Genomic DNA, 23,626 nt, shown 5'->3' with positions numbered 1-23,626 from the left:
AAACTCATTTCTCCCCTCCCCTTTTCCCAAGCACATGCCTCCTCACCCCCTTATACAGCCCCCTTTTCCTCTTCAATATATGAAGTACCCCCAAAACACTTACAAAAACACCGATTCTATAATGCCACAACCCCAGCCAAGAGTTTGCACCATCAACGAAGCACACCAGTAATATCCCCGAAACAACTGCCAACAGAAAAACGATGGATAATAGCAATACAGCTTTTCTTTTTCCTTTGCACCCTACCGTTCTCAGTCCCTTATACCAAGCCCAATGACTCTTGACATGGATAATCCCCAATATCATAAACAGCAGACTGGCATTCGTGTGAAATATCGCCCAGATATGCCAACTCTCATGATCGACACCTTGTCCTGCAATATGCAACTCGACGCCCGTGTAGAATGATAAAATAAATACAAGGAGCAACATTAAATCCGTGAAGTAAATAAATCTGTTTCTATTCATCTTTTTTGTTTGCAAAGTTACAGTGCATTGATAAATAGAAGAATAGACAATGTAAGGTTAAGATTGCACTATTCGAGGTATTTTTTCCGGTAAAGAGTGGGACTTATGCCAACCGCCTTTGTGAACAACCGTGTGAAATAGGCATAATCATCTATCCCCAGATGAATGGAAATCTCCCGCACAGTCAGAGAGGTATATACCAACATTCGTTTGGCATGCAATATGAGTTCGTTTTGAATGTACCTGCTTACGCTCACGCCTGTAACGTTCTTAACCACCTCGTTCAGATACACCGGTGAGATGTGCAAAGATTCTGCATAATGAGATACATTTCTGTTTATTTGCTCATTTTCAGAAAGTAATTCTTTGAAAGCCAATGTAATTTCAATGTACCTTCTGTTTTTGGATTCCTGCCCGATTACTTTCCGGGCGGCATCCGCTATAATCCCGACAACGGTACATGCCAGATTCTGTAAAACTGTTTTCGATTCATCATTTTCCCGCTCGCCTATCCTGCGGAGAATCATAGCAAACAGTTGGATCAATTCGGCGCGTTGCGTATCGCTTATCTTAAATGGTATCGGCGATAAGGCATACTCGGCAAGAGTCTGTTTGGTGGGAGCATCTATAAATACCCCATCGATGAATAAGAGAAACGACTTTGCATCCCCTTTATCAACGATCCGATGCACCTGATGCGGCTGGGTGCAGATGACGCTACCCGCCGACAAGTCACAATCTTTGAAATCAATGCCGACACGACAGGTTCCACTCTCCACTATACCGAATATATAGTAACTATCCCGATGTGTGTAATTGATCAGCCGGTTCGGGGAAAAAGGAGAAACTTCCTTTGCAAATATCCCGAAATCGGATTGCTGAACTGCTTTATGTAGAGGAATATCCGTCATGCAATGTTTTTTGCAAAGTTAGCAAAAAGGCGGATTACTCCGCCTTTTCCTCCTTATTCTTCCGGCAACTCCCCCGCCCGTATCCACTTTACATACGATACCAGCGACTCCCCACTCATAATCTTTCCCGTCGATTCATTCACCACATCCACCACAGAAGTCAGCGTACGAATGATCCGTGAATAATTGTCCTCACCGTTGTAGCGCAGCTTCCCTTGCTCTATCAACTTCACAAGCATGCGGGTAACTGCTTTCGGATTACCGTAATACTCCACCCTCACAGGCGTATCATTTTTCTCTGTTTGCCTGATCTGTTTAATCAAACTTTTTTTTATCGACACAGACCAACAGCTCTTCAACGAGAGCATACTCGCGAGCACTGGCTATTTTCAGTGCATCGCGCAATTCTTCAATTTCCATAATCTTTAATGTTATTAATTTATATAACACCTATTCAGGCTCTTTATTCCGGGCATTCCAAACCAATAATGCAAACAAGACTGATAATATTGCAGCCCCAATCCAAAACCAATTGATATACGTAAAATCATAAACATCCGCCCCATTCACCACCGTTTTGTTTCCTTCTATCAACACACCACTCATCACATCCTGCAATCCGGCACCTATGTAACTGGCAATCCCCACTACTCCCAGTGCCGCACCCGAAGCATTACGCGGAGCAATATCAACCGCCATCAGTCCACCCAGAAAACACAGTAACACACCAATACTTGTTCCAAATAAAATCATAGCCGTCACATCTACCCAAGTATGTGTACCAGGAACGAGTAAAAACAGACATAAAGCGGCTACATTCATTAATCCAAAAATCAATGCAGGCACATTGCGACGTCCACCGAACAGCTTATCCGATATGAATCCGGAAAAGACTGTACCAACAATGCCGCAAACCGAATTGATAGAAATAATAAAACTGGCATCCAAAGTGGTATATCCCTTCTCCGCTTCCAGATAAAACACTCCCCAACTATTCACCGCATAACGACTGATGTACATAAAGGCACTGGACAAAGCCAATATCCAGATAGCAGGCATCAACAAAACCTGCTTTTGCGCTTTATTATAATCAGCAGCTTCCACAGCATTCATTTCTTTTTTCTCCTTCGGCTGATTCACCGCCGGAAGTCCTTCGCTTTGAGGAGTATCATGAAGGAACCGCCATATAATCAATGCTCCGATAAGCCCCACGAGACCTGCGCCTAGAAAACCATACCTCCATCCCAGAACACTAACCACAGAAGCAACAATTATGAAAGTCAAAGCCTCGCCTATGTTATGGCTGGCAGACCAAAATCCATAGAAAGATCCACGCTCTTTATCACTAAACCAACGGGAAAGCCCCACCACACACGAAGCAGCTCCCATAGACTGAAACCAGCCACTAATCCCCCAAAGAATGGCAAACAGGATAAATGAGTTGGTAAATCCCAAACATAGATTAACCAATGCAGTAACCAGTAAACCGGTAGTCATGAAACGGTTTATATTACTACGATCGGCGAGAAATCCATTTGTAAATTTTCCGATTGCATAGGTAAAGAAGAGTACAGAACCAATAATTCCTAATTCAGTTTCCGAAAATATACCCTCGTCTACAATCGGCTTCTTCATTACATTCAGACTCAACCGACAGACATAATACAAACCATACCCAAAGGTTGCAGCCAAAAAAGTAGACCATTGCAAACGCTTCAACCGTTTCTTCTGTTCGGACAAAGACTCTCCGTTACAAGGTCTCGGCATTGAGACCTTGTAAAAATTAATAATATATTTCAGCATATTCTCGTGAGGTTAATCGTGAAGTTTCTTTGCTTTCAGATATTCCAGTAATAACGCAGGTCGATCTGTCTGAATCAGTTTAGCTCCTTGTCCAATAATCCATCCCCAACTCTCACCCGGTTGCTTCAACTCTACAGCGAGGTCATCATCATGGCCGCCACAAAGTTCCGGCCACAAACTATTTATAAAAATTTTAGCGCCACTATCACGTACTTTCTTTATCAGTCTCTGCATCTCCGGTCCGTCATTATCAAATACCAATTCAAAAGCCTGTGGTTTCATGTGTTCTAAATAACCATCAACAATCGCTTCAGCACCTTCCTTGTGTAAATCGATCACAGGCATAAAAATCATCCTATCCAACACTTCACCATTTTCAGCTTTCACCTGATCATAAGGTAACCCGGCTTTCATTATACACTGATGCACAGTACCTGTTTTTTCAAGAATAGCGTATGCCTCTTTAAAATAATCATACCCTTTATCCACATTCACCATGATTTTGCCTTTACATAACTTCATCACTTCTTCAAAAGTAGGTATCAAGTGACGAGTTTTATGTCCGGCTCCATTTCTCATACGGAACTGACGCAACTCTTCCAACGTATAATCTTCCGGTTTACCTTTACCCGTGGTAGTACGGTCAATAGTTTTATCATGCATCAAGATAAGATGCCCATCTTTAGTACGCTTCAAATCAATTTCAACCATATCCACTCCCATATCAATGCAATTTTGAATAGCTTGCAATGAGTTTTCCGGAGCATTACGCCAATCTGCACGGTGTGAAACCACCAGAATTGATTTTTCAGCAGGTTCATTAAATGCTTTATGAATCCGTTCAGCAGGATTTTGCCCCCATAAAGCAACTGTACACAACAACAAGAGGCAACTCAATGAAAATAGATTCCTTCTCATAAATTTTATTGTTTATTTCATACATTCAAATAGATCCGATTCATAGATAACATGGCTTTCAGATACAGGAACCATATCATCAAAAACATACATACGATATTTGTTACCTCCCGGATATACACGTACCATTATATGCCCCTGATGGAATGCCATTCTGTCAACCAAATCACCGATAACAATTTTAGTAGCCGGATGCATATTCGTGGAAAATATATTTCTCTCTTCCGGATAAATTTCTTTAGAGAATAGACGATACAACACCGTATGATTAGGATGCAAAGCATCCCAAGTAGACATTATGACATTCTGAGGTGATAAATTCCGGAGAAAATTTTCATTAGTCCCGTCCTCATTGCCATGATGATTTAATACCGCCACTTCTACTTTACCTACCATATTAGAAACCGGAGTCTCAATATCATGCCACTTAGGACGTCCCGGACGAGGAAAACCTGGAATATCTCCTCCTGTATAGTAATCAAATGCACCATAACTCAACTTTATCACACAGCTATACATGTTTTCTCTGGGCATTTCACTTTTTAAATAGTTGTCCTTATCTGGAAATAATGAGGTAACTCCTGTATCTCCATCCCAAACCTTACCATTAGCATATACATTACGCACACCAAATGAATGATATTTTTCCGGTTCATTGCGTAACACAAATTGCTTGCACGATCCCACATTAAAGGTTTCACGTTTAGTGCAGTCGGAGATTGATTTTACGAAATTACGATAGTTCATATAGCAAGAATCTTTATCGGAAGGAGGCATAAAGTCATCCCCTCTGTCCACGATTACTTTAGCAGGAAAATTCCGATATACCTCGGAAATCCCAGTCAGATAATACCTGCCTTTATCCTCTTTCTTATGCAACCAACTACCGATATGATCTGAATGATAATGCGTCAAAAGATAATAGTCAATGTTTTCTTTGTCTTTAGGTATAAAATAGCGTATATAATCTGCAATCCACTCACCAGCTATCTTGGTATCATCTGGTTTTGCAACTACGACCCTCTCTCCGACTCTATTATTTTCTCCGGCATCAATCAACAGAGTAGTTCCATCCGGCAAAATACAAAAGGTGCAATCCCCACGTCCGGTATTGATATGATGGATATCCATATATCCCTCTTTCCATTGAGGCAATTCTTGCGAGAAAGCACATTCAGCCACCAAGGCGAACAACAGTCCCCAAATATATTTCATGTTTCATAGTTTTAGAAGGATGCCTGAGAGGCAATACTTTCAGACATCCTCACTCAATAAATACTCAGATTAGTTATATCCCGGATTTTGAGGGAATGTTTCCGGATTGTCGATCAAATCAACCTCCGTTTTCGGAATCGGATATAAATAATCATTCTTTGTTATTGTGAAACCAACCTTTGACATAGCTTCTATAGCCGTATCTGTACGAATCAAATCAAACCAACGATGCAGTTCGAACGGGAATTCCAAACGGCGCTCTTCCAATACAGCCTTGCGGAAAGCACTCTGGTCTTTCAAATCTGTCACTTTATATTCCACTGCATTTGCACGCTTACGAACCAAATTCAAGTAGCTCAGTGCCTTACTCGATTCAGAACTTTCATAGGCTACTTCATTGTGAGCCTCAGCACACATCAGCAATACATCCGCCCATCTCAATAATGGTAAGTCAAATCCAACCTTTGCCGTAGTAGCGTCGAATGTATCATAATACTTAGCTATTACATTATTGTTAGCATCTACCTTTTTATATTCGATCATGGCTTTACGATCGTCCGCATTTCCATAAGAAGCTAAAAGTTTGCTATCAATAACCGACTTATCCTTAAAGTAATCGTTGTATCCATGTCCTTCTCCAAGAACTGATTTTGAATATCGTACAGCAAACAGAATTTCTTTATTCATCTCCTGGTTTACATCAAAAACATCAGCAACGGTGTTCTGCAAACCATATTTAGATGAATAATCTTTGACTATGTTATCCAGCAAAGTCGCTGCTGCCGACCACTTTTGTTGTGTCAGATAAGCTTTTGCCAATAATGCTTTTGCAGCTACGGAAGTGGCTCTTCCCAGATTGTCATCATCATAAGCAGAAGTAAGCATACCGGATGCAGCCTCCAAATCCTCTTCTATAGTTCTATAAACATCCGCCACTGAACTACGTCCATACCCCTTAGCTTCAATAGCCGTCACCGGTTTCAGGATCAGAGGCGCAGCTCCCCAAAGACGAACAATATTGAAATATGCTAAAGCACGTAAAAACATAGCTTCTCCTTCATACTGCTTTTTCAGCGCGGCATCTGTTACCACATCTATACTTGCAAGTACATTGTTGCATCTGTATATCTGGTTATATAATTCTTTCCATGCATAGCGAACGACATTATTTCCGGATGTAGCAGTAAAGTTATCAATGAAGTAGAACATACCGGCTGCTCCACCGGGATTAATATCTTCCACATTATCAGACCTTAGCTCCATGAGGGAAATGAAATATTCGCCATATTGATAGGTCCCCTGCAAGGAACCATAACAAGCGGACAATGCAGAATTTATATCAGAAGTATTTTTATAGTAATTTGCTGAAGAAGCCTCAGATATAGGTGTCAAGTCCAGAAAATCACTACAGCTGGTAAGCAACAGAGATGCAAAAGCTACAATATAATATTTAATTTTCATATCTTGATTATTTAAAAGGTTACGTTTAATCCGAATACAAATGATTTAGACAGAGGATATGTACCATAATCGATACCAGGAGTCAGTGAACCGCCTTTCATATTCACTTCCGGATTGTATCCGCTATATTTGGTAAAAGTGAAAGGATTCTGAGTAGAGAAATAAACTCTTGCCCGGCTGATTCCTACATTGGTAAGCAATGATTTAGGCAGCGTATATCCAAAAGTGATATTCTTAATTCTCATATAAGAACCATCTTCAATATGCCAGGTAGAAGTAGTACCATTCATACCCGTTGCACTTCTGTTTGCACGAACTACATAGCCGCTGCCCGGATTACTTTCCGATTGCCAACGGTCCAAAGCATCGGCCTGACTGTTGTTTCCTCCTTCCATATTATCAATGTAGCGACGGAATATATTAGCAATCTTATTCCCTTGCACACCTTGCAGGGCAACTGAAAGATCAAACCATTTATATTTAAAATCCGTAGAGAAACCATACGTAAACTTCGGCATGTAGTTTCCTGTAATAGTACGGTCGTTCTCGTCAATCTCCATATTACCGTCCATATCTTTGAAACGGAAATCTCCCGGTTTCGCACCACTGACATAGGCATATTTACGTTGGCTCTTATCCGGATTCTTCGAGTTATCAATCTCTGCCTGATTAGCGAATACACCATCCGTTACCAAAGTATAATAGTTACCGATAGGCTCTCCAACTTTAGTAATGAAAGTCACACTCTCGGAAGTAGTTATCATTTCATCAACACCACCGAGGTCTTTTACTTCATTCCGGTTGGCAGAGATATTAAAACGATTATTCCACGTAAAGTCTCCCCAAGTATTAGTAGTAGAAATAGCGAATTCGACGCCCTTATTATTTACTTTTCCAATATTCATAGGCACTGTACTGAAACCGGAAAACTCAGCAACCGGTACATTTAGTAGCATATCAGTTGTATTACTGTTATACAAATCCAGTTCTAAAGTCAGCATATTAAACAATCCTATTTCCAGACCCAGATTGAACATAGCTGTCTTCTCCCAACCTAAATCAGGATTTCCAGCTGTTGCAGGACGTAAACCGCTGGCCAAAGTGCCGTCAGCTTTTCCAAACACATAATTGTCTTCCGATAACGTAGCATAATACTCGTAATTTCCAATATTAAAATTACCACTGATACCGTAGCTCGCACGCAATTTCAAGGAAGTAAGCCATTTTATATCTTTCATAAAATCTTCTTCACTGATATACCATCCGGCAGAAGCTGAGGGAAACATACCCCAGCGGTTATTCTTTCCAAAACGGGAAGATCCATCCATACGAGCAGCAGCTGATAGTAAATATTTACCTTTATATGAATATTGCACACGTGCCAATGCCGATAACAACGACCATTCGTAAGCGGTTGCACTCCAGTTTGTAATAGCTGATGCTGCATTCATGGTATGTACCAAGTCATTAGGATAACCATTACCGGCCAGCAATGAAGTGTTCACTGATTCTTTCTGTGCAGTCCATCCGGCTATGGCAGATAAATTATGCACATCCTTTATTATTGTAGTATATGACAAAGTGTTTTCCCATACCCAGTTCAGCATATTCTTATCACGCTTCGACCCTTCCGGCACTGAAGGCGGAAGTCTGTCTAAAGAAGTGGGCAAAGTGGAAGGCCTGTAATAAGAACGGCTGTAGCTGTTGAAATCCACACCGAAACTTGTCTTGAATTTCAGATTCTTATAGAGTTCATATTCACCATAGACATTTCCCATAAAACGGTAACGTTTCATCTGGTCTTCCTTTTCGTTTGCCAAAGCTACAGGATTTACAATCTGCGGATGCTTATACTGCCAGTTCCATTGATCAAAATTATAAGAACCGTCGGCATTGTACACCGGCATAGTGGGTGACATGGCCAAAGCAGAAGCTACGATTGTCTCTTCTTTATATCTGTCCTCAGTAGGAACGATGTTATACACAGAATAATTAAAAGACAGGTTAGTACCAAAAGTGAATTTCTTATAATTAGCATCGACTTTTCCTCTGGCTCCCATCTGTTCAAAATCCGAACCGATAACAATACCCTGCTCTTTCATGTAATTACCGGAAATAAAATATCTGGCAGCTTTGTTTCCTCCGGACAGAGAAAGATTATGACTTGTGACGATACCTGTTCTCATAACTTCGTCTTGCCAATCCGTATTCGTCAGTCCGGTTTCACCATTGATATATGGCATTATTTCGGGAGGTAGCAAATAAGCCTGATTGATAACATCCGGTTTCTTTCCCAACTTCTGGTTACGAACTTCATTAGAATCATTGATGCTACCTTCAATACCTTTACTTTCCAGCAAATCAAGATAAGCATTGTTGTGTCCATCATAGGAAAGCCAAGCATATTCATACGCATCCAGCATATCTATCTTTTTAGTACGCTGCTGGAAACCTACATATCCATCATATTGTACAGTAGGCTTCATATCTTTACCTTCCTTACCTTGCTTAGTGGTAATAATGACTACACCATTTGCACCTCTTGATCCATAAATGGCTGCCGCTGAAGCATCTTTCAAAACTTCAATGGACTCAATGTCATTCATATTAATGGAACTCAAAGGAGATACATTTTGTCCTGTACCATTTCCTGCTTCACCGGACATGGGGAAACCATCTACCACATACAACGGTTCCGTACCGGCAGTAATACTACCACTACCTCTTACCTTAATAGATAATCCTCCCCCCGGAATACCATTCGGTTGTGAAACCTGCACACCGGTCATCTTACCGACAAGAGCCTGATCCACACTGGAAACCGGAACTGCCAATTCACTCGCTTTCATTGAGGAGATAGAAGTGGTTACATCGCGTTTACGTTGTACGCCGTATCCCACTACTACGACTTCATCCAACATTTCGCTATCTTCCTTCAAAGTGACATTTTGCAAGGCTCTGTCATTAGCTTTAAATGTCAATGTCTGGTAGCCAATGAATGAAATGGTTACTTCTGCATTTTCCGGAACATTGGCTAAGGTATATTCACCGTCAATGTTTGTAATTGATCCCAGTGTGGTTCCTTGTATTGCCACACTCGCCCCAATCACCGGTTCACCGTTTTCATCAAGAATCTTTCCGTTAATTGATCTTACTTTTGTTTTGTCATCACCCGGCATTTGCTTTTTGAGAGAAATCACAATCATCTTATTCTTAAGATTCACCTCCAATGATTTGTCAAGGATAGATGACAATGCCTCTACAACAGGAGTATTTTCAAAAGTTGCATTAACCTTTTTATTCTCGTTTATTTCGTTTTTCTGATAGATAATGGACAGCCCTGTTTGACTCTCTATTTCCTTCAATACAGTTTTCAGTGTTTGTTCCTTAAAAACTTTGCTGACTGTCTGGGCATTTACAGATAATGAACCCAAGCTGAGCAAGAATAAAAGGAATAAGCATAGAATTGATTTTCGGTTGTTCATAGCTTTTCTTGATTTAATTAGTTGTTACAAAATTGATTTTATTCTCTGATATATATATCCTTTCCTCTGCGTTCGACGGTTATCGGGATGATCTCCTGCAAAGCAGCCATCACCTCTCCTATCGTCTCACGGTTTCTTAATGAAATGCGGAAGCGTTTGGCACCTACCTGTTCCGATTCCAGACTGATATTGACGTCATACTGGCGGGATAGCTTCGCTACCAGTTCTTTCAACGTAATATCCTCAAATTCAATTCGATTCTCCGACCAGGCTTTCCATTGCTTCACATCATTACGGGTACGTGTAATTTTTCCGGTGGCCATATCCAACTTCACAAATTCACCGGGTGCCATCTCTATCCGCTGTTCCCCGCGATGGATTTCTACAATTCCTTCCATCAGTGCCGTAGTGACAACTGAGTCTTCAGGATAGGCGGAAACATCGAATTTCGTTCCTTTCACTACTACATCATATCCACAGGTTTGCACTGTGAATTTGGTTTTTTCCTTCTTCGTGACTTCAAAATAAGCCTCACCGCTAAGTATTACTTTACGATTCCGCTCGTTGAACTTATCCGAATACTTCAGTACGGAACCGGCATTCAGCCATACCACCGTACCATCTGCCAAAGTCATCTTGCTCTTTTCTCCGTAGGGAGCTTCGAATACGAAATAATCTTCGGTAGAAGATAAGGAAGCAATGTTCCAGATGCCCAACGTAGCCCCGGCAGTAAGCACCACGATGGCGGCTACGGCAGCCACTCTGCGCCAGAAGCTGAAATAACGACGGGGCAACATCGGCATAATAGCCTCTTGCGTACGAAGGCGGCGTTGCAGACGTTGCCATTCATGCATGGTCTGTTCGTCCCCTTCATTAGTAACCTTCCATTCTTTTTCCCACTGGCGAAACCGCAGACGGTTTTCTTCCGCTTGCTCAATGTAGCTGAACAAGAGTTTCTCTTCTGCCTTTGAAATGTGTCCTTCAAAGTAGCGGATCGCCAATTCGTGAATGTTTGTTTCTGTTTTCATAAATTCTCTTTCTATAGGATGTAACAACTAATTTTAATTCTACCCAACCCCGAAAATAGAAAAAAGCAGAAAATTTTTAATTCTCTGCTTTTTCTTCTCCTGGTTATTCTATTTATTCGTTCATAATCACCCAAGCTAAAACCATTATATAGATGTCTACCGGATACTTATCCTTGAAGTGACGTTCAAAAAGGGCAAGGGCTTTAGAAATATGTTTCTCCACGGCTGTAGTGGATATTTGTAGCTTATCGGCTATCTCCCTGTTCTTGAGATGTGTGAACCGACTCAGCAGGAAGACTTCGCGGCAACGATCAGGCAGCTGACCGATGACGAGTTTAATTTGCTCCTGCAATTCGTCATAGAGGAGTTTATTGTCTGCATCAAAGGTGAAGTCGGTATAGTAAAGCCGTTCTTCCCCGTCAATGGATGCCAGGTATTCAATCCGGTGTTTCTCTACAATAGATACGTGTTTCAGGTAGTTCAGGCATCCGTTGCGCACCATTGCAAACAGCAAAGAAGTTATGGAGACCGATGAAAGTAAGTCCCTCTTCTCCCAGAACTTCAGAAAACATTCCTGAATAATATCCCGAACGATTTCTTCATCTTCAATAAAGCGAATAGCATATCCACGCAAACGCGGAAAGTAATTTTTAAACAGATAAACGAAGGCTTCTTCGTTTCCCCGTTTTATCTCCTCCAATAAATAGCTATCATCTGAAAAATCAGCCAAATTCTTTTCCATGCTTATATTTTAAGGAACAAAGATTGTTAGAAGTGAATAATTAGGTTTTGCAAACCTATTAAAATTTTGTTCCAATACAAAATGAAAAAGGGATTGTTTTTTTATTCGCTTACTGATTTTGAAGAATTCCCAATGATTCAGCATTACCTATTTATGCCCCTCTCAACTCCCAATGTCCTGATTTGTTAGAGCCGACACGTTTGATTAACCCTTTCTCTTTTAATGCTGCCATAATACGTTCACCTTGCCGTAAGGAAACCGAAAGCGATTCTGCAATCTCCTTTGCAGTGCTTCGGTTATTTATCCGGATAAGCTCTAATACACGTTGTTCGTTTATACCGACATTTATACCGACATTTATACCGACATCGACACGAGGTTCTAAACCTTCATCTTCTATGGATGCCTGATAATTACGAATCGTCTGCTCTAAATTACGAATATGTTCATCGAACATAAAGTTGTGAAATGGTTCTATATCATCGTTTTCACGAGTAGCTATAAGAGATTCAATATATTCCGCTTTATGGTCTTTGTTAATATTGGTAGGAATGATTTCAAACTCAAACTGCAACTGATTCATCAGCAAACGAGACATCCTGCCATTGCCATCAGCCCACGGATGAATTGTTACTAAATGGAAGTGAGCATCGAAACTCAACTTATAGCATTCAATAACATTCGTTTTTGAAAGAGCCTTTCGTCGCTGATTTATACTTTCGCAAAGTTCTGCCAACTTTGTAGGTACCTTTGAGTAATTCATATAAGAGCGTCCTCCAGTTCCGGCTGTAACGTTCAGTAATCGTAAATCTCCATTCGCTGACGAAAATTCACCTAATGCGGTTTGATATATTGTTCCAGTATTCTTCAGAACGATAGAAGATAGTTGCTTAAGCATATCAACAGAAATATCACTATGACTCTTTGCAAAAGCAATAGATTGTTCGTATGCTGCTTTCAGGTCTAAGTTCATTAGTTGCTCAGTCATAGAACGACCTTTCGCACTGATACCCTCATCAAACAAAAGTTGATTCTCAATTTCAGTGACAGTAGAACCTTCAATAGCTGTTGAATGGGTAATAAGAGAATACAGATAGAATTTATCGTAATCTATCTGTTTGTCAATACCCAGCTCCTTAAACTGGGCTAACAAGGATAATATCTTCTGTTCTCTTGTCATAAAAATGTTTTTTGATGCTGCCTTTATATGGCCATAAAGGTATGCAATGTTTTTTGCAAAGTTAGCAAAAAGGCGGATTACTCCGCCTTTTCTCCCTTATTCTTCCGGCAACTCTCCCGCCCGTATCCACTTTACATACGATACCTGATCTGCTTAATCAAACTTTTTTTTATCGACACCGACCAACAGCTCTTCAATAAGAGCATACTCGCGAGCACTGGCTATTTTCAGTGCATCGCGTAATTTTTCAATCACCGCCTTCTCTCTCTTACATAAGAACGATGTCCATAAATTATAATCACCACGAAACAAATAAAAGGAAGTACGAATGAAACATTCACAGCAGGCATACCAAACAAGGTTTGCATATCAATAATACTCGCTTGAAGCGGTGGCAACACCGAACCGCCCAGAATCGCCATTATCAAACCCGCAGCACCGAACTTTGCGTCATCACCCAATCCCTGTAAAGCTATTCCGTAAATCGTAGGAAACATTAATGACATACAGGCGGATACACCCACCAGACAATACATTCCCCCGATATCCTGAATAAAGATAACCCCAATTGTAAATCCACAAGCCGCAATAGCCAGAACCTTCAACAGCAGCCCCGGACTGAGATAGCGCAAGATAAAAGTACATATAAACCTACTTGCACAAAAGATAATCATCGCCACAATGTTATACTGCTGCGACAACACTTCCGCTGCCTTTTCTCCCATTCCCTGAGACATGAATAAACGTGTGCCATATTGTATGACAAACGTCCAGCACATAATCTGCGCACCGACATAAAAGAACTGAGCGATTACCCCTTCCCTGTAATAACTGATAGAAAAGATACGTTTCAATGTCGGGAAGAAGTTGATGTCATGAGATTGGTCGGCATTCTCCGGCATTTTCACCATACGAATCAGTATCAACATTACCAGAATCACAATACCGATAATCAGATAGGGAGCAATCAATACACCTAAATCAGAATCACGAACCGCCTCGAAATCAGTAGCAGAAAGCTGACTGCGCTCCATCGTATCCATTGGACTCAAACGATTCTGTATAAAATTCATCGCCACATACATTCCCAGCAACGATCCCATCGGATTGAACGATTGAGCCAGATTCAAACGACGGGTAGCCGTTTCCTCCGTCCCCATCGAGAGGATATAAGGATTACTGCTGGTTTCAAGAAACGAAAGCCCGCACGTCAAGATGAAGTAGGCTATCAGAAACGGATAATAGCTTCCCGAAAGCATAGCCGGAAAAAACAGAAATGCCCCGAAAGCATACATACCCAATCCTAAAAGTACTCCCGCCTTATAAGAAAATTTGCGTATGAACATAGCTGCCGGAAAGGCCATGGCGAAATATCCGCCATAGAAAGCAACCTGTACCAAAGCACCATCCGTAACGCTCATACGGAATATTTTGGAGAAAGCTTTCACCATCGGGTTAGTGATATCGTTGGCGAATCCCCACAAGGCAAAGCAACTCGTGATTAATATAAACGGAATCAGATAGCTCACACCATCCTTACTTATTATTGAAGTCTTCTTTGTGTTATTCATAAGATAAAAGGGTTCTTACTCACGGTTTATTACAATGCTTTTCTGTATAGTTCAAGAATGATCTCCTTAGAAACTTCACGCGGATTGCCCGGTGTGCATACATCTGCAAAGGCTGCCTCCGACAGGCGTTCCAAATCTTCTTCCTCAATTCCCAACTCAGATAGATGCTGCGGGATGCCTACACGTATGGCAAGTGATTTTACGGCTTCCACAGCTGCATGTGCTGCTTCTTCCCGACTCATGCCGGAAGTATATACATTCATGGCTTTGGCAATATCCACGTATTTATCGAGTGTAGCAGGTGCATTGAACTCCATGATAACAGGCAGCAGCAAAGCATTAGCCACCCCGTGAGGAATATCAAAGATAGCTCCCAGCGGATGAGCCATTCCGTGCACCACTCCCAAACCGACATTAGAGAATGCCATTCCGGCAATATACTGTGCCACAGCCATACCATTGCGTGCCTCGGCATTTGTAGGTTCGTTGACTGCTGTTTCCAGATAACGAGCTATCATTTCAATGGCTTTGACCTCGAACATATCGCTCATTTCCCAAGCTCCTTTGGTAATCAGCCCTTCGATGGCATGTGTCAAAGCATCCAATCCGGTGGAAGCGGTCAGGCTTTTAGGCAAGGTGTACATCAACTCTGCATCCACAATAGCTATAGCCGGAATATCATTCGGATCGACGCATACCATTTTCTTTTCGTTAACCTCATCCGTAATCACGTAATTGATTGTCACCTCGGCAGCAGTTCCGGCAGTAGTAGGCAGGGCAATGATCGGAACGGATTTCTTTTTCGTATCCGCCACACCTTCCAAGGAAACAACATCGCTGAATTCCGGATTATTAGTAATAATTCCGATAGCTTTTGCGGTGTCTATTGAAGAGCCGCCACCGATAGCCAGGATAAAGTCTGCTCCCGACTCAGCAAAGGCTTTCACACCTGATTTTACATTGAACACTGTAGGGTTCTGTTTGATCTCACTAAATACCTCATAAGGTATTCCGGCAGATTTAAGCACACTCAGCACTTTATCCGCCACTCCGTATTTGATAAGATCTTTATCAGTTGCCACAAAGGCTTTGTGCAATCCCAAACGGGTTATTTCTTTTGGAAGCACTTCACGCGCTCCCGGTCCGAAGTATGATACTTCGTTCAATATAAATCGATTAATCATGATTTTCAATGTTATATTATTACCTATAAAAAACTATTTTCTGAAAGCTGCCAATTTATTCCTATAGTATGTTTCCACATCTTTCCAATGATAGTAAGGAGCAAGTGTACTCTCTACCGGAAGTTTCATTTCCTGTTCATTCAGCAGAACTTTCACCAGAATATCATCGCTCCCTTTTTTACGATAAAAAACGAACTGGATGTTGCAAGCCATCGGGAAAATCTTGTAATTGCGCCAGACCTCGGCAAGATTGTTCAAGTCAGTAGTCTGATAAGCGCAATCCCCCAACTCCAACAGGCATGCGAGAGGAAGTACACAAGACTCATGGCCGAATCGTAATGTAACGTTATTCTCTTTTTTAACGATACAGGTGTCCGCAGTATTCAGTATGTTTTCCAACAGATTGGCCTCCAGATAAGGCATTTTCCCTTTTGTAAATGGAGACGGACCGTAATCGATATACCAATTCGCATTATTCAGTAACCACATGTCGTAACATTCTTCTTTTGTGAAAAGGGAATAGAGTTCGATATCCGTATCGTGATTTTGCATAATGACTGCAAGTTCAAATAAGTAACTCATCAGCTTATCCGCATCCACTTTCCACTTCACATAGTCCTGACTGTTGAAAAGAGACTTCATCAAGCGTTCAGGATGAAGATGCTCCTTTCGGAAAGCTTCTTTCACTGCAAGTACTTCATCTGTCTTACGCTGCTTTCTGAAATAATCGTCTTCATTATTCATATAGTACATATCATAATAGCTGGCATCATTCTTAATCTGCAATTTGGGATTCATAGATTGCAGTTGCAGACATTCAGCCATCATAGAGAGGATGCAGCGAATAACAACGGTAGAGCGTGCATCCACTGCTGTCAGTCCTTGAAACACTTCGGGGAAGTTCTCATACATTCTTTTAGCAATTCCCCGATGTTGGCGTGCTCCCAACGGTGTCAGTTCACCATAACGGTCTTCTGCCATTCGGGCAAGGCTATCAATCAAGTTTAAGGTATTCTTTCCCAATTCAGTCAGTGCTCCGTCTTTTTCTGCTTCGCACAAAATTCTCAATGGTTCTTTATAGTCATTGGGATTAACCCGATAACGGGAACCATGCCGTGCATAATGACTCAGATAGAATGGCTTATATCCTGACGGCGGCGGAGTTTTCTTAAAGTCAGGATCGGGATAGGCATAATGGTTTGCTGCTGAAAGATGAATATTTTCAAAGATTTCTTCTTTAGCGGTCTGTGCACTTATGCCAAGTGTCAGACAACAGAGAAAGATCAGTAGGATAAAACGTCTCATGTTTTTTATTTAGAAGTGAAAAAACTTGCCTAAGTTCATGAAAGTAAATATCATAAACTTAGGCAAGTTTTAGATATTTGAGATTATTCGCTAACGTATGGACCAAACTTTTTCACAATTGTCATATTCGACTTTCTGGAATCCAGTACATATACATCATATTTACCATCGGGATATACCCTTATCACTATATGGCCCTCTTTAGCCTTAACGCCACGAGAAAACCAAGGGCCTATACCAATCCCTGTTTCTTCATGATAATATGTCATAAAGATTTCTCTCTTCTGAGTACCGACATTCCCCGATAGCAGTCTCTGCCCTACTTCAGGTCCCGGATGATCGGGACTCCATGACTGAGCTACGACAACTTTAGGATCAAGTACATCCAGGAAGTTTCTGTTTGTAGCATCCCGGTTACTATGATGATTAAGAGACATGGCGGATACCTTCCCTACCAACGGAGCCATTGGGGTTTCAATATCATACCATTCCGCATGATCCTGATCTACTAAACCGGAATTATCCCCTCCGGCATAATACTTGAATTTACCATATTTTATTACAAGAGCGGTCGACATCTGATTATCATTGAATTTGCCATTCTTTGCCAACAACTCTTCTTTAGTAAATAAAGGAGTGGTATTCTTGCCTTTTCCAGTCCACAAAAGATTGTTCGACTTAATATTTCGGATCTCAAAACCAGGATAAGATTTAGGATCTTTCTTCAAGGCAAATTGCTTGTTAGATCCAATTTCAAACTTTTCAAGCTTCATTCCATTATTGTTTTTCTGGAATTCTAGAAATTTTAACAAATTCTGAAAAGTTGCCGGTTCCACACCTCCATTACCAGATACATTAGTTCGCAGATCAACCGGAAAATTATAATTAGGATAATCTCTATCTACATAAGTTTTGATAGGAATGACATCACCCACTTCGGTCAAGCCAGTAAGCCGATAGCCATGTTCTGATGTTCCAGAGGCATCGCGTATGCTACCGTAGTGATCCGAGTGAAAGTGAGTCAACAGAAAATAATCAATCGACAAATTATCCCTACCCAACACATTCGTGAGATAATTGATTATAGATGAACCGGCCGTATAACTACTATTAGGAAATACCTGTGGTGCAGACATAGGGGCATACTTTACATCAAATGATTCGTTATCGAAATCTCCGGCATCAATCATCATGTTTGTACCATCCGGCATAATTATAAAAGCACAACTTCCTCGTCCAGTATTAAGATGATGGATATCTAAATACCCTTTTTCCCATTTGGAAAGTTGATCTTGTGCAGACACGAAAGCCACACTTAAAAATAACAACAAAAATAAAATACTTTTTCTCATGGTTCTATTAAATTAAGTTTTCACATTATTTACTCATTATAGCTTTGACAGAACAATTCAGCTTTCTATCCGCAGAATATATCAAAATTACATAAAATTGATTGACACTCAACCTATCATTAAATTGGGTGATTGACACAACATTACTTCCACTATCAACCTGTCTCTTCCCCTCATATACTTGTCTTCCTGTCATATCTATTATTTTAATAGTCAACTCTGTAGAAGCCTTAAAAGGATAATCCATCAGAATGATATCATTTTTACAATCCACCATAATCTCCGGCCTATCCAAATCTGCTGCAATCGGATCTTGTTTCGAATCCAAAGAGTAAGAAACTGATTTACCAGACTGTTTCTCGAACGTCCACAATCTATTCTTATCTCCTGTATCATATTGTACAACAGAAGCTCCATCGGCCATAGAAGCATTTTGCACTACTGCATATAATCCTGAAAGTTGGTTCTTTAAAGTATAAACCGAATATTTTGTACCAGCTTCAGTATAAGACTCCTTATTAATCTTCCAATAACTATTAGGAGTATCAGCACTGTGCTGAATAAGTTCAGCCCCCACACTAAGACTTCCATTTCTGACAACCAGATACTTTTGACTATTCCTATTCCTCAATTGTACAAATCCATAATCCGCCGGTAATATCTCCCACTCGGCATTTGCTTCACCTGTACCATACTGAACTATTCCAGCAAAATCGTCTTTTGAGGCATTTTTCACTACCATCATTTTATAGCTATTTTCATTTCGTATCCTATAAGTACCAGAGGAAAATAAAGGATCTGAATAAAAAGTTTTTTCAAGTATCCAAACTTCATTATCTGTTGAATTGGAATAGTATTTAACGACACGAGCATTCTCAGCAGTTGAAGCATCTTTAACAACTGCATAATGCGCAGTCTTTGAATGTTTTATACGATATTCATTTTCTACCCCAGTTGGTACAAGCAGCCAATCACAAGATCCATCATACCTTCCCTCTCCTTGACAAATATCTGTTCCCGTAGCACTGGTAACAGGATTAATCATATAAAGTTGAGAAACTGGATTCTTAATCATATATGCTTCTGAATTGTAAGGAGCTGGTTCTAAATCCCATACATCGAAGCCAATATCATCTCCAGAGCTATATTTACTATGCTGGACAAGAGGAGAATTCACCGTATATTCCCTATCCAAAGCTGTCAAATATAGCCCACTATTCTTATTTTTTATACGGTATAAGCCAAAATCAACCTTTGCCCTTGCATTAGGAAGTACCTCTAAAAAACTCCAATATAGACTATTTGCACCTGCATTTTCCTGGATTAACTTATAGTTCTCTGCTTTAGAATCAGCAGAAACCGCTAAATATTTACCACTATTCTTATTCTTTAACCTAAAGTATTTTGTATCAATTGTAGAATACTCTAAAAACCAAACCTCATTAGCAGTTCCTCTATCCTCATATTGAACAATCTCTGCGCCCACTGCTGTAGATCCATCTTTAACAACTAATAATTTATCTGAACGAAGATTTCGTATTTGACACTCATTAGTTCCCAAAAAGGTCAACTTCCATTCATCATTGCCAACACCCGATGAATTTTGAATTACCGGTGACAAATTATCCAAAGAGGCATTATGAACTACAGCATACTTTCCTGAATTCTGATTTTTTATTTTTACATAGGTCTCTTTAGGATATTCAGCAACATGCTGAATATCAACTTGGTCATCAGTCAATGCCAAATTATATAATTTAAAATCATCTATAGCACCATTTATTGGCATTTTATCGCCAAATCCACCTATATATAAATATTCTTTATATAAAAATTCTTGAGCCCCCAACCAAATATAAGAATATACCTTTTCAGAATTTGGCTTATACATAATTAATCTCGTGTAATACCAGTCATGAACTACAAAAATATGATACCATCCTGCCTCGTTAAATTGAGCAGGCTTATAAGACCATAAATACCAAGGAATCCTAGTTCCGTCTGACTTTGGAATATATCTATTAAATCCAATTGTAGCCTTTTTTCGTCCCAATCCTCTCAAAATAAAATTACCATTATCTGTCCAATTGTAAATTTCATATTTTACATCTGTAGGAGTAAAAGGAATAGGTCCAGTCGGTATTTCAGAAGGATCAGTTATATTAACCCAAAAGGAAACCGTGTGAACGCTATGGACATTAAATCCAGAACAACGTACTCCAGCGCCCTTACTCGTAAATTTTATCGCCCGCTGATGATTACCAAAACGATCAGCTACACGTTCGTAGCTTCCTGAGACAAGACTGCTAGATTCTGACACAGACTCATATCCAGGATCATCTGTATCAAAGGCTAAATAGATGCTAGGATCTGGTACATTTAGCTGAGAGAATGTACTTGTGCAAAAGCATAGAAGTAGAGAAAGAATTATAAATATAGACTTTCGTATTTTGTATATTCTAGTATTCATAATATAGCTATTTATTGATTTAATGAACGTTTTCCTATAGTATTCAAGTAGTCAAAAAGAACTTCCAAGCGATCAGAGATAACAACATCTGGCGCATGGGATTCTTTTAATAACCAATCCCATCCACAACGAAGATCGTTACCTGTAAGGTCAATATTCCTAAACTTATAGGCTGCAGGTGACCAATTCCCTCTTTCATTTTCAGGCCATTCTGGAAATTGAATTATACGCTTATTGATGGCTTTTAGCCATGATAATACATTATCATAATATTTTCCACCAACTGTTATTCCTTGCGTCAACATTTTATCTGAATCCTTAAAATAAATCATTTCAAATCCAGTACACCCCTCATTTATGAAAGCCTGCATCTTTGTTATAATATTAGGATCAGACTCATACGTCTCATTAAAAATAGTTGGAGTAAACATCTTCACCAATTGTTTTTGATCATCTTTATTAGCTACCAACTGTTTGATTGACTCTGGAGTAGGGTAAGTTTGAATTTTGGTTTTAAAAGTCACTTGTTGAAGCATTCCTAAATCTTTCACCAAATAATACATTTCAGGAATTATATTTTCAGCTTTATCAATACTTACTAATACTTTACCTTTACAGGCTAAGAGTGCCTCTCTTAATGTAGCCAACTTATATTGAGTAACTTCTCCTGTATATAGTTTTAATCTCACGTCCTTAAGTTCATCCCAAGATTTATAATTGACGAACTTTCCAGACACTCTCTTTTTTACAACTCCATGTCCATTTGTAAGCCTATCCAATCCCCAATCATGCAATAAATAGAGTACACCATCATCTGTGGTTGTTATATCAAATTCAACCATATCTACTCCCAGATTAATAGCCGCTTGAATAGCAGGAAGGGAATTTTCTGGATAATCCTTCCAATATCCTCTGTGCGCAGACAGCATTATGTAATTAGGATATTTCAATGGATTATTATAAACCTCAATTAATTGAGAAATGGGTAAAGGAGCAGATTGAGCACAGATAAATGACAAACATGTTCCTATTAACAACAAAAAAACTGTAAATTTTTTCATAAGCTTTCATTTTAAAGTTAGTAATTTTATTATTAATACTTATCATTTTGTGTCATTTTATCAGGAGCTGCATCAATCTGACTTTGAGGAATCGGGAAAAGTAACTGATAAGCTTCTATCCTAAATTCTCCATTTGCTGATGCATTCATTATTTCCACAGCTTTTCCTGTTCTCAAAAGGTCAAACCAACGGTGATTCTCAAAAGCTAATTCGAAACGCCTTTCTTTCCAAACAACTTCACGAAACAGTTCTTGGCTAGATAGTTCACCAGCTGTATAAACCTCCAAACCTGCTCGTTTACGAATATCATTAAGGTAATTCAGAGCATCCCCATCAGCTTTATACCCATTTTCATTCAATGCTTCAGCATACATTAAAAGTACATCAGCATAACGTAACACAATAAAATTGGCATCCGACTGATTTGGCAAGACAGGAGCTATAACAAATTTCTTACAATAAATACGTCCATCTGATACTTGCCCGATCGATATTTCTTTTCTTAGATCACCTTCTTCATATTTTCCATACAAATCTTCTGTCGGAGTGTTATCTCCCAATGACGTACCTACTCCTCCTGTTACTTCTGTACTACCTTTCGGAGCAAATATATTAGCAAATCGGCTTCCCTGATCTGTTATATCTTTATTATATTGGATTTCAAAAATGCTTTCTGCACTATTTTTATTAGTTACATCAAAGACATCAGCATAGTTATCCAAAAGCTTATAAACCTTACTATCAATCACTTTCTTTAAAGCAACTTCAGCCTTTGGATAATCTTTTAGTGTTAAATACACTTTACCTAACAATGCATTAGCAGCTCCTGCAGTCGCTGACCCAATTTTAGAGACTATCACCTTTTCAGAAAGTAATTCAGACGCCTCATTCAAGTCTGTCACTATCTGCTGATATATTTCTGAAGTAGGAGTACGCGTAAATTCAAAAGCATCAAATGGATCTTGCACTTCTTTTGTCACCAACGGAACATCTCCCCAGATTCTGACCAAATTAAAATATGTGAGCGCACGAATAAATAACATTTCGCCCTTATACTGGTTCTTCAAGTCTTCACTCATTACCACATTATCAATATTACCTAATACAAGATTACAGCGTTGAATGCCTTCATAACAACCAGCCCAGGTTAAATCAAGTATAGAATTTGTGGGAACTGTCCTAAACAAATCAAAATCCCCATAAATGCCTCCACTTGTCGTAATGCTCTCTGTGTATGTATTATCAGAACGAACTTCCATAAAATATATAAAGTTTGCTCCATATTGCTTATAAGATTGCAAAGAGTTATAGGCACCAGCAACACCTTGCTCTATATCAGCCTGCGTTTTATAAAATCCCGTTACACTACTATTAGATATAGGCTCCTGATTAAGGAAATCTGCACACGAAGAATTCAATAATGTAAATGTCATTAGTGCACAACCTATGAATATATTTTTTTTCATATCTA

General features: G+C 39.7%; 18 protein-coding genes. All 18 read right to left on the bottom strand.

Annotated elements, in window-relative coordinates:
- Positions 1 to 4 precede the first annotated feature (4 nt).
- The 18 genes from K429_RS0106365 to K429_RS0106270 all read right to left on the bottom strand — a co-directional run bounded on the left by K429_RS0106365 (position 5) and on the right by K429_RS0106270 (position 23,621).
- Positions 5 to 469 carry a DUF4405 domain-containing protein gene (locus tag K429_RS0106365; RefSeq protein WP_025726389.1) on the bottom strand — a complete coding sequence of 155 codons (465 nt, stop codon included), beginning with the start codon at positions 467 to 469 and terminating at the stop codon, positions 5 to 7.
- Positions 470 to 537: 68 nt separating this feature from the next.
- On the bottom strand, positions 538 to 1,380 hold the full coding sequence (locus K429_RS0106360; protein ID WP_025726388.1) for an AraC family transcriptional regulator: 843 nt from the start codon (positions 1,378 to 1,380) through the stop codon (positions 538 to 540).
- 53 nt (positions 1,381 to 1,433) lie between these two features.
- Entirely contained in the window at positions 1,434 to 1,703 is a 270-nt protein-coding gene (locus K429_RS0106355; RefSeq protein WP_025726387.1) for a hypothetical protein, read from the bottom strand.
- A 127-nt stretch (positions 1,704 to 1,830) separates the two neighbouring features.
- Positions 1,831 to 3,183 (bottom strand): MFS transporter, encoded by a 1,353-nt coding sequence (locus K429_RS0106345; protein WP_025726386.1) that lies wholly within the window; start codon positions 3,181 to 3,183, stop codon positions 1,831 to 1,833.
- Positions 3,184 to 3,195: 12 nt separating this feature from the next.
- Positions 3,196 to 4,101 carry a glycerophosphodiester phosphodiesterase family protein gene (locus K429_RS0106340; RefSeq protein ID WP_025726385.1) on the bottom strand — a complete coding sequence of 302 codons (906 nt, stop codon included), beginning with the start codon at positions 4,099 to 4,101 and terminating at the stop codon, positions 3,196 to 3,198.
- A gap of 12 nt (positions 4,102 to 4,113) precedes the next feature.
- The gene (locus K429_RS0106335; protein ID WP_025726384.1) at positions 4,114 to 5,316 is read right to left on the bottom strand and encodes a ComEC/Rec2 family competence protein; all 1,203 of its coding nucleotides are present in this window, start codon (positions 5,314 to 5,316) and stop codon (positions 4,114 to 4,116) included.
- A gap of 69 nt (positions 5,317 to 5,385) precedes the next feature.
- On the bottom strand, positions 5,386 to 6,777 hold the full coding sequence (locus tag K429_RS0106330) for a RagB/SusD family nutrient uptake outer membrane protein (protein ID WP_025726383.1): 1,392 nt from the start codon (positions 6,775 to 6,777) through the stop codon (positions 5,386 to 5,388).
- Between the two features lie 11 nt (positions 6,778 to 6,788).
- On the bottom strand, positions 6,789 to 10,262 hold the full coding sequence (locus tag K429_RS0106325; protein WP_025726382.1) for a TonB-dependent receptor: 3,474 nt from the start codon (positions 10,260 to 10,262) through the stop codon (positions 6,789 to 6,791).
- A 38-nt stretch (positions 10,263 to 10,300) separates the two neighbouring features.
- Positions 10,301 to 11,290, bottom strand: a complete 990-nt coding sequence (locus K429_RS0106320; protein ID WP_025726381.1) for a FecR family protein — start codon at positions 11,288 to 11,290, stop codon at positions 10,301 to 10,303.
- Between the two features lie 112 nt (positions 11,291 to 11,402).
- On the bottom strand, positions 11,403 to 12,020 hold the full coding sequence (locus K429_RS0106315) for an RNA polymerase sigma-70 factor (protein ID WP_025726380.1): 618 nt from the start codon (positions 12,018 to 12,020) through the stop codon (positions 11,403 to 11,405).
- Between the two features lie 163 nt (positions 12,021 to 12,183).
- Positions 12,184 to 13,212 carry a Fic family protein gene (locus tag K429_RS0106310; RefSeq protein ID WP_025726379.1) on the bottom strand — a complete coding sequence of 343 codons (1,029 nt, stop codon included), beginning with the start codon at positions 13,210 to 13,212 and terminating at the stop codon, positions 12,184 to 12,186.
- A gap of 251 nt (positions 13,213 to 13,463) precedes the next feature.
- Complete coding sequence (gene fucP, locus K429_RS0106300; RefSeq protein WP_025726378.1) at positions 13,464 to 14,783, bottom strand: L-fucose:H+ symporter permease; 1,320 nt, start codon at positions 14,781 to 14,783, stop codon at positions 13,464 to 13,466.
- Between the two features lie 29 nt (positions 14,784 to 14,812).
- Entirely contained in the window at positions 14,813 to 15,967 is a 1,155-nt protein-coding gene (gene fucO, locus K429_RS0106295; protein WP_025726377.1) for a lactaldehyde reductase, read from the bottom strand.
- Between the two features lie 33 nt (positions 15,968 to 16,000).
- Complete coding sequence (locus K429_RS0106290; protein WP_025726376.1) at positions 16,001 to 17,272, bottom strand: histidine phosphatase family protein; 1,272 nt, start codon at positions 17,270 to 17,272, stop codon at positions 16,001 to 16,003.
- Between the two features lie 83 nt (positions 17,273 to 17,355).
- A complete protein-coding gene (locus K429_RS0106285; protein ID WP_025726375.1) occupies positions 17,356 to 18,624 on the bottom strand; it encodes a ComEC/Rec2 family competence protein in 1,269 nt (422 codons plus the stop codon).
- 25 nt (positions 18,625 to 18,649) lie between these two features.
- Positions 18,650 to 21,094, bottom strand: coding sequence for an RICIN domain-containing protein (locus tag K429_RS0106280; protein WP_025726374.1), 2,445 nt, complete (start codon positions 21,092 to 21,094; stop codon positions 18,650 to 18,652).
- 11 nt (positions 21,095 to 21,105) lie between these two features.
- Entirely contained in the window at positions 21,106 to 22,155 is a 1,050-nt protein-coding gene (locus tag K429_RS29360; RefSeq protein WP_081750836.1) for a glycerophosphodiester phosphodiesterase family protein, read from the bottom strand.
- Between the two features lie 32 nt (positions 22,156 to 22,187).
- A complete protein-coding gene (locus K429_RS0106270; RefSeq protein ID WP_025726372.1) occupies positions 22,188 to 23,621 on the bottom strand; it encodes a RagB/SusD family nutrient uptake outer membrane protein in 1,434 nt (477 codons plus the stop codon).
- Positions 23,622 to 23,626 lie beyond the last annotated feature (5 nt).

The sequence above is a fragment of the Bacteroides sp. 14(A) genome (genome assembly GCF_000526555.1).
Lineage (GTDB): Bacteria > Bacteroidota > Bacteroidia > Bacteroidales > Bacteroidaceae > Bacteroides > Bacteroides cellulosilyticus.
This window is presented reverse-complemented; position numbering and strand designations above follow the sequence as displayed.

Bases quoted from the DNA above. Each gene is read 5' to 3' on its own strand.
- K429_RS0106325 (WP_025726382.1), bottom strand. From the start codon at position 10,262: ATGAACAACCGAAAATCAATTCTATGCTTATTCCTTTTATTCTTGCTC.
- K429_RS0106310 (WP_025726379.1), bottom strand. From the start codon at position 13,212: ATGACAAGAGAACAGAAGATATTATCCTTGTTAGCCCAGTTTAAGGAG.
- K429_RS0106270 (WP_025726372.1), bottom strand. From the start codon at position 23,621: ATGAAAAAAAATATATTCATAGGTTGTGCACTAATGACATTTACATTA.
- K429_RS0106360 (WP_025726388.1), bottom strand. From the start codon at position 1,380: ATGACGGATATTCCTCTACATAAAGCAGTTCAGCAATCCGATTTCGGG.
- K429_RS0106330 (WP_025726383.1), bottom strand. From the start codon at position 6,777: ATGAAAATTAAATATTATATTGTAGCTTTTGCATCTCTGTTGCTTACC.
- K429_RS0106285 (WP_025726375.1), bottom strand. From the start codon at position 18,624: ATGAGAAAAAGTATTTTATTTTTGTTGTTATTTTTAAGTGTGGCTTTC.
- K429_RS0106345 (WP_025726386.1), bottom strand. From the start codon at position 3,183: ATGCTGAAATATATTATTAATTTTTACAAGGTCTCAATGCCGAGACCT.
- K429_RS29360 (WP_081750836.1), bottom strand. From the start codon at position 22,155: ATGAAAAAATTTACAGTTTTTTTGTTGTTAATAGGAACATGTTTGTCA.
- K429_RS0106365 (WP_025726389.1), bottom strand. From the start codon at position 469: ATGAATAGAAACAGATTTATTTACTTCACGGATTTAATGTTGCTCCTT.
- K429_RS0106290 (WP_025726376.1), bottom strand. From the start codon at position 17,272: ATGAGACGTTTTATCCTACTGATCTTTCTCTGTTGTCTGACACTTGGC.
- fucP (WP_025726378.1), bottom strand. From the start codon at position 14,783: ATGAATAACACAAAGAAGACTTCAATAATAAGTAAGGATGGTGTGAGC.
- fucO (WP_025726377.1), bottom strand. From the start codon at position 15,967: ATGATTAATCGATTTATATTGAACGAAGTATCATACTTCGGACCGGGA.
- K429_RS0106280 (WP_025726374.1), bottom strand. From the start codon at position 21,094: ATGAATACTAGAATATACAAAATACGAAAGTCTATATTTATAATTCTT.
- K429_RS0106335 (WP_025726384.1), bottom strand. From the start codon at position 5,316: ATGAAATATATTTGGGGACTGTTGTTCGCCTTGGTGGCTGAATGTGCT.
- K429_RS0106320 (WP_025726381.1), bottom strand. From the start codon at position 11,290: ATGAAAACAGAAACAAACATTCACGAATTGGCGATCCGCTACTTTGAA.
- K429_RS0106340 (WP_025726385.1), bottom strand. From the start codon at position 4,101: ATGAGAAGGAATCTATTTTCATTGAGTTGCCTCTTGTTGTTGTGTACA.